This window comes from Methanolobus profundi (assembly GCF_900114835.1).
GTDB lineage: Archaea > Halobacteriota > Methanosarcinia > Methanosarcinales > Methanosarcinaceae > Methanolobus > Methanolobus profundi.
Map to the genome: position 1 here is coordinate 461,671 of NZ_FOUJ01000002.1, position 7,014 is coordinate 468,684.

The 7,014-nt window shown below is 41.4% G+C and carries 5 protein-coding genes, 1 tRNA gene and 1 rRNA gene; 4 read left to right on the top strand and 3 right to left on the bottom strand.

All coding sequences use genetic code 11. The features are described from left to right. Window positions 1-166 precede the first annotated feature (166 nt). The 4 genes from BM008_RS07525 (at window position 167) to BM008_RS07540 (ending at window position 4,871) form a co-directional block, all read left to right on the top strand. Complete coding sequence (locus BM008_RS07525) at window positions 167-1,621, top strand: PAS domain-containing sensor histidine kinase (RefSeq protein WP_091935551.1); 1,455 nt, start codon at window positions 167-169, stop codon at window positions 1,619-1,621. 320 nt (window positions 1,622-1,941) lie between these two features. Further along, window positions 1,942-3,060 carry a quaternary amine ABC transporter ATP-binding protein gene (locus BM008_RS07530; RefSeq protein WP_245747963.1) on the top strand — a complete coding sequence of 373 codons (1,119 nt, stop codon included), beginning with the start codon at window positions 1,942-1,944 and terminating at the stop codon, window positions 3,058-3,060. A 1-nt stretch (window position 3,061) separates the two neighbouring features. Further along, on the top strand, window positions 3,062-3,895 hold the full coding sequence (locus BM008_RS07535) for an ABC transporter permease (RefSeq protein ID WP_091935556.1): 834 nt from the start codon (window positions 3,062-3,064) through the stop codon (window positions 3,893-3,895). Window positions 3,896-3,977: 82 nt separating this feature from the next. After that, window positions 3,978-4,871, top strand: a complete 894-nt coding sequence (locus BM008_RS07540; RefSeq protein WP_091935558.1) for a glycine betaine ABC transporter substrate-binding protein — start codon at window positions 3,978-3,980, stop codon at window positions 4,869-4,871. 41 nt (window positions 4,872-4,912) lie between these two features. Here BM008_RS07540 and BM008_RS07545 read toward each other — a convergent pair whose 3' ends face one another. The 3 genes from BM008_RS07545 to BM008_RS07555 all read right to left on the bottom strand — a co-directional run bounded on the left by BM008_RS07545 (window position 4,913) and on the right by BM008_RS07555 (window position 6,970). Beyond that, window positions 4,913-6,346: a dihydrolipoyl dehydrogenase gene (locus tag BM008_RS07545; RefSeq protein WP_091935560.1), complete on the bottom strand. Its 1,434-nt coding sequence runs from the start codon at window positions 6,344-6,346 to the stop codon at window positions 4,913-4,915. Window positions 6,347-6,747: 401 nt separating this feature from the next. After that, window positions 6,748-6,869, bottom strand: a 5S ribosomal RNA gene (gene rrf, locus BM008_RS07550). A gap of 29 nt (window positions 6,870-6,898) precedes the next feature. Then, window positions 6,899-6,970, bottom strand: a tRNA-Cys gene (locus BM008_RS07555). Between the last annotated feature and the right edge of the window lie 44 nt (window positions 6,971-7,014).

The window sequence follows — 7,014 nt, forward strand, 5'->3', positions numbered from 1 at the left end:
TTATCCCTTTTCTGTTTTTATTACCTGCTTTTTTATCTGACATGCTCCTGGCATTTACAGAATATATGTTAACGTGTGCGGAAATACGATTTAACAAGATATTAATACTAATAGATTTTAGAGATCTTACGTTTAAAAACAAACATCCCTCTATCAGTGAAAGTCTATGGGAGACCTTATCAAAGAGTCCATTGTCGCAATGGTACTGCTTATCACAACTTTCTACCTATGGAACACAGGAAGGAAGAACAAGGAAATATCCAATAACGGATTACAGATGATACTTGCAGGTTTTGTATTCCTGACAATTGGTCACATAGTAGATGCTCTTGATGATATATGGTTCATAGAGACATATGTTGAAAGTACAATAGTGGAGGAAGTACTGGAAAACCTGTTCGGTGAGATCATCAGTTTTGTGCTGATAGCATATGGAGTGATCACATGGATGCCCACTATAGCAAGTATTAACGTTCTTGAGAATGAGGTGAAGGAGCGCCGTGATACTCAGGAAGAACTTAACAAGAAAACATCAAAGCTCACCGGGCTTTTGAATTCCATCCCTGACATGGTATTCTTCAAGGATATGGAAGGAAAATACCTTGGTTGTAATCCTTCTTTTTCTGATTTTATCAATTATCCTTCAGAACACATTGTAGGCAAGAGCATACATGATATTTTCCCAAAAGAAAAAGCAGATGAGCTGTATCAGCAGGATACAGAGGTCATAAGTTCCGGCAAGGTCATGAAATATGAAGTGTCCAGTGAAGCATGCGGTGACAAAAGGTACTATGAGACCATCAAAGCTCCATTATATGATTCGGAAGGAACCTATCTGGGACTTGTTGGGATCAGCAGAGATGTCACCAATTATAAGGAAATAGAAGAGCTGAACAAGGCAAGGATAAAGGCAGAGACTGCCAGCAATACCAAAAGTGAGTTCCTGGCTACCATGAGCCATGAACTGAGAACTCCTCTTAACTCTATAATCGGTTTTTCTGATGTTATGCTCAGCGGAATGGCAGGGAATGTTAGTGACCAACAGGAAAAATACCTGAAGAACATAGCTGTCAGCGGGAAGCACCTTCTGGAACTTATCAACAATATACTTGACCTTTCTAAAAGTGAAGCAGGAAAGATGGAACTTGAACCTGACCAGTTCAAAGTGGATGCTGTTATAAATGAAGTACTGGGGGTCATGAGCCCGATCGCCACTAAAAAGAAAGTCGAGCTAAAGGTTGAGAACACAGACCCTATGATCATTATCAATGCTGACAAGCTCAGGTTCAAGCAGATAATCTACAATCTGATGAGCAATGCAGTCAAGTTCACACCTGAAGGTGGTTCTGTCAGGGTGCTTATCAAGGCATATGAAGACTTGATACGTATTGAGGTTGCAGATACTGGTATTGGTGTTTCTGAAGAGGATATGCATCTACTATTCGAACCCTTCAAACAGATCGATCACAGGATAGAACGCCGGTATGAAGGAACCGGATTGGGACTTGCACTCGTAAAGAATTTCGTTGAACTCCATGGTGGCAAGATCTGGGTCGAAAGCAAGGTGGGAGAAGGATCTACATTTATATTTGAGATACCGGACATATCGAAGGAGAATTAAACCACCTCACATTACTTCCTCTATTTATTCCTAAGTGGTTACACAAGACGGAAGATATTGTCGATCGGTCTTGACCGCATATTATATATTAATAGATTGAAAGATCATATTTGAGTTCCTTTTTTAAAAATAAAACAAAATAAAGCTCTTTTCCACTGGAAATAAACGATACATTAATATAGGGTTATCCAGTCAAAATAAAGGCACATAATTTTAACGATCTTCTTTCAAATTGAGGTATTACAATTCATAGAAAAAAGAAAATAGAAGTACGCAATCTTGTCAAAATATTTGGTAAAAATACACAAAAAGCAGTTTCTTTGATCGAGCAGGGAGTCTCAAAACAGGAGATCTTTGAAAGAACAAAACAGACTGTTGGTCTCTACAAAGTGAATTTTGATGTTTACGAAGGTGAGACCTTTGTGCTTATGGGACTGTCAGGTTCAGGAAAATCCACTCTTTTACGCTGTTTGAACCGACTTATTGACCCAAGTGATGGACATATTCTCGTCGATGGAGACGATATTGCTACAATGGACGATAAAGAGCTCAGGGAAGCCAGAAGAAAGAAAATGAGTATGGTCTTCCAGGGTTTTGCGCTTCTTCCCCACCGGACTGTGATCGACAACGTGGCCTTTGGCCTTGAGATACAGGGCATATCAAAGGAAGAGAGATATGTGAAGGCTGAAGAGGCCATTGCCAAAGTCGGACTTAAAGGTTACGAATCCAGCAAAACATCACAGCTAAGCGGTGGAATGCAGCAGAGAGTAGGGCTTGCAAGAGCACTTGCAACTGACCCTGATGTATTGCTGATGGATGAAGCTTTCAGCGCACTTGACCCGCTTATAAGATCAGAGATGCAGGATGAATTGATCGCACTTCAGGACAAATTGAAGAAAACAATTGTTTTTGTATCCCATGACCTTGATGAAGCCCTGAAGCTCGGAGACAGGATAGCGATCATGAAGGATGGAGTTATCGCCCAGATAGGAACTGCAGAAGAGATACTGACAAACCCTGCTGATGATTACGTATCAGAGTTTGTTGCGGGTGTTGACAGAACAAAGATACTGACCGCTGAGAACATCATGAAACGGCCAGATCCTGTCGTATCAATAAATGCAGGACTTACTGTGGCACTTCAACTGATGAAGAAACATGGAATGTCATCAATATTCGTGGTCGATCCCGATAAAGTGGTAAAAGGAATTCTATGTGTTGATGCAGCTGCTCCGGCATCCAAGGAGAAGAAAGAGATAAAAGATGTCATGAAAACAGACATCAGCATAATAGCTCCCGATATACCGATCAAGGAGATCATACCGATAATGGCAGAAGATGCTCTACCGATAGCTGTGGTCAATGAGAACAAAAAACTCCTTGGAGTCATCGTTAGAGGTAGCATACTTAGTGCACTGGCAATAAAGGAGGAGGATTAAAATGGTACTGCCTGAACTCCCTATAGGAGAAACAGTTGAATCAGGTGTTTACTGGCTTAATGACAATTTAGGATTTTTGATGGATATCTTCAGTGATATCATCGATATGCTCATATCCGGATTCAAGGATATGCTATTGTTCCTGCCACCTATTGTATTCATCGCACTTATTACAATATTTGTGTATCTGATCTCAAAAAAGAACACAAAACTTGCAATTGGAACTGCGATCGGTTTCTTGCTTATAGATAGTATGGGCCTGTGGAAACTTTCCATGGAGACCATAGCTCTGGTATTATCATCTGCTTTAGTGGCTTTGTTGATAGCCATCCCCACCGGGATCCTTGCTGCAAAGAATGAAACAGCATTCCACATCACCAAGCCGATCCTTGACTTCATGCAGACTATGCCCTCTTTTGTATATCTTATTCCAGCGGTCATATTCTTTGGACTTGGCAATGTCCCGGGACTTGTTGCAACTATTGTATTTGCAATGCCACCGGCTATCCGTCTTACAAATCTTGGTATCAGACAGGTTCCAGTGGAATTGGAGGAGGTTGCTACTGCGTTTGGTACCACCCCACTGCAGAAGCTGATCAAAGTGGAATTACCGGTTGCACTGCCAACTATCATGGCTGGAGTCAACCAGTGTATAATGCTCTCTCTTTCCATGGTCGTTATTGCAGCTATGATCGGTGCACGCGGACTTGGATATCAGGTACTTGTGGGTATCCAGAGAGTTGATATCGGCCAGGGATTTGAAGCGGGTCTTGCAATTGTGATCATTGCGATCGTACTTGACAGACTTACCCAGAACCTCACTCCTAAGAAGTGACCTTCTGAATACAGAATTATAGAGAAATATAACGATTACAGACCAATTGGTCTTATTTAAATACATACTATGTCGTGATAAAATGAAAAGGCAATTAAAAGTCCTTTCAGTGCTAATTATGCTTGCCATGCTGGTCATGGTAAGTGGATGTGCTGATCAGGGTACAACAGAAGCTACAGGTACAGAAGAAGAAGCACCCGTTACAAAGGAAGCAACTATTGGTTATGTCCTCTGGGATGGAGAGATAGCCAGTACAAATGTCATGAAACTTGTACTTGAAGAAGCAGGTTATGATGTTGAGATCATTGCTGTAGATGCAGGTGCACTCTATCAGGGACTTGCAGACAGCCAGTTCGACTTTACAACTTCAGCATGGCTCCCACAGACCCAGAAGAACTACTGGGAGACATATGGGGAAGATATTGACAGCGTTGCAGTGAACCTTGAAGACTGCCGCATTGGTCTTGTTGTTCCAACATATGTGACCATCGACTCAATTGAAGAGCTCAATGACAACAAGGAGCAGTTCGAAGGAGAGATCATTGGTATCGATCCAGGAGCTGGTATCATGTCCACAACTGAAACCGCAATTGAGAACTATAGCCTTGATTACGATCTTGTTGCAAGCAGCAGTGCAGGTATGACAGCAGAACTTAAGAGTTCCATTGCAGATGAGGAATGGGTAGTTGTGACACTCTGGTCACCTCACTGGGCATTCAACAGCTTTGACCTGAAATATCTTGAAGATCCAAATGGTATCTACGGTGAAGCAGACCACGTTGAGACCCTCGCAAGAGTAGGACTCGCAGAAGATGATCCTGAACTCTACGGAATTATCGGAAGGTTCCAGTGGACCCACGATGATATTCAGTCTGTTATGTCAGACCTTGCAGCTGGCATGTCAGAAGAAGAAGCTGCTCAGAAATGGGTAGATGCAAATCCAGAAAAAGTAAGTGAATGGATCGGAGAGAACTAAAGTTCTCTCTTTTCATCTTTTATTTTATTCTTTTTTAATTATCATTCTGCTTCTTCCAATCCATACGCCTGCATTATCATATGATATTCATTTAGAGGCATCCTTGAATAGAATGCTCTTTTGATGACCTCGCTTAGTGATGGGTGGATATCCATTGCATACATTACCGGACTGGCATCCTGGCCTTCAGTGTACATCAGAGGAATGATCTGATGCATAAGTACTGAAGCCTGCGGACCTATTATATGAGCACCAAGGATCTTCTGTGACTCAGTCTCAAAGATAACCTTCACGAACTCATCACCAAGTGACATGACCATACCTTTTGCTGTTTCCTGGAAACGATAGAAGCCTATAATGATGTTATCTTCACCGTATTCCTCCACAGCCTGTCTTTCCGTCATTCCCACACCAGCTATTTCAGGATGTGAGAATACGGCATATGGGACTGCATGATAATCGGCCTTGATCTCCTTTTTCAGTATGGCATTATAATAAACGACACTTGATTCATGGTTAGCAACATGTTTGAAAAGGTATTTCCCGTTGGCATCACCGAAAGCCCACACGTTCTTTGAAGTTGTTTCAAGGTGCTCGTTCACCTTTATCCAGCCACGCTCATCGGTCTCTATACCTCCAAGTTCAGGTTTGAGAATATCGGAATTCGGGCTTCTTCCTGTGGCAACAAGTATTGCAGAAGCAGTGATCTCTTTCTCTTCACCGGTATCACGGTCCTTTGCAACCACGGTCTTGCCCTCTGATGAGGATCTTACTTCAAGGACTTCACAGTTGGTGAGAATATCCATGTACTCCGACATCATCTTCTTTGCAAGAGTGGATACTTCAGGTTCTTCTTCTGGAATTATCCTTGGATTTCTGCCGATGATGGTGACCTTTGAACCCATAGATGAAAAGAAATGTCCATATTCAGCAGCAATGTAGCCACCTCCTATGATAGCAAGGCTCTCCGGCATTTCAGTCAGTTGAAGTACATCGTCACTTGTGAGATGATCCACCTCATCCAGTCCTTTTACCGGAGGTATGGCTGGTTTTGAGCCTGTACAAAGGAAGATCATCTTAGCAGTTATGGTCTCTTCCCCGACCTTCATAGTATAAGGAGAAACGAACTCTGCGGCCTCATTGTAGAAATCCATCCTGTGAAGATGAGTATATCCATGCCTGATACCTTCAATATCCTCTGAGATTGAAGTTCGCATCCTATCCATTACTGCCTTAAAATCAATACTCTCTATTGATGCTTTGATACCAAAGTTACCAGCTTTTTCTATTTCCCTGACAAGTTCTGCAGGATAAAGGAGCATCTTTGAAGGGATACAGCCTCTTGTAAGACATATGCCACCGGGTTCATCTTTGTCGATCAATGCAACTTTTATCTCAGGGTCAGCATCAAGTATTGCACCTATGTAGTTCATCCCGGAGCCAGAGCCAATAACGATAAGATCATATTCTTTCATTTGATTCCCCACATTCTCATATATCAGGATTATTAGAGACTTAAAACTGTTATAATTAATGCATGCATTTTAAAATTGATAATTGTGGGAAGAACAGACCATCTAATTTAAAGTGATTTGAACATACACAGCGAATGTGAATGCAAAAAATAAACAAGGGCTGTTGAGCCCTTTATTGAACAAGAGAGAAACAGTTATTGAAAAGTGGTTATGATATATAGGTGCTTTTGAGTATAGAAATCATATAATATAATAATCATAAATAAAAACAATAGCAATTATTATAAAAATCAGTATAGAAAAATCATATTTATTATGTCAATAATAACAAAACTACAAACTCAAAGCTTTTGATATTAAAAGTTGTAATTAGAAAAAGGATAGATAAGGTTAAATGAGTGAGATGGCAGCGATCCAGAGTTCCCGAAGACTCTCGTACTTCAGTACAGTAAGGAACGCTGGCAGGCTTATCTTCTGTGTTCGGTATGGGTACAGGAATTGCCCTGCCGCTATGGCCGCCAAACTCACTCAAATGAATATTGATGAAAGTAAAGCCAAGGTCCGGATTCGAACCGGAATGGAATCGCTCTGCAGGCGATTGCGTAGCCGCTCCGCCACCTTGGCAATGAGCGATTCACAAATGAATCCATTACATTTATACTTTACTT

Coding starts and splice junctions, on each gene's coding strand:
- BM008_RS07525 (WP_091935551.1), top strand. CDS start 167: ATGGGAGACCTTATCAAAGAGTCCATTGTCGCAATGGTACTGCTTATC.
- BM008_RS07535 (WP_091935556.1), top strand. CDS start 3,062: ATGGTACTGCCTGAACTCCCTATAGGAGAAACAGTTGAATCAGGTGTT.
- BM008_RS07540 (WP_091935558.1), top strand. CDS start 3,978: ATGAAAAGGCAATTAAAAGTCCTTTCAGTGCTAATTATGCTTGCCATG.
- BM008_RS07545 (WP_091935560.1), bottom strand. CDS start 6,346: ATGAAAGAATATGATCTTATCGTTATTGGCTCTGGCTCCGGGATGAAC.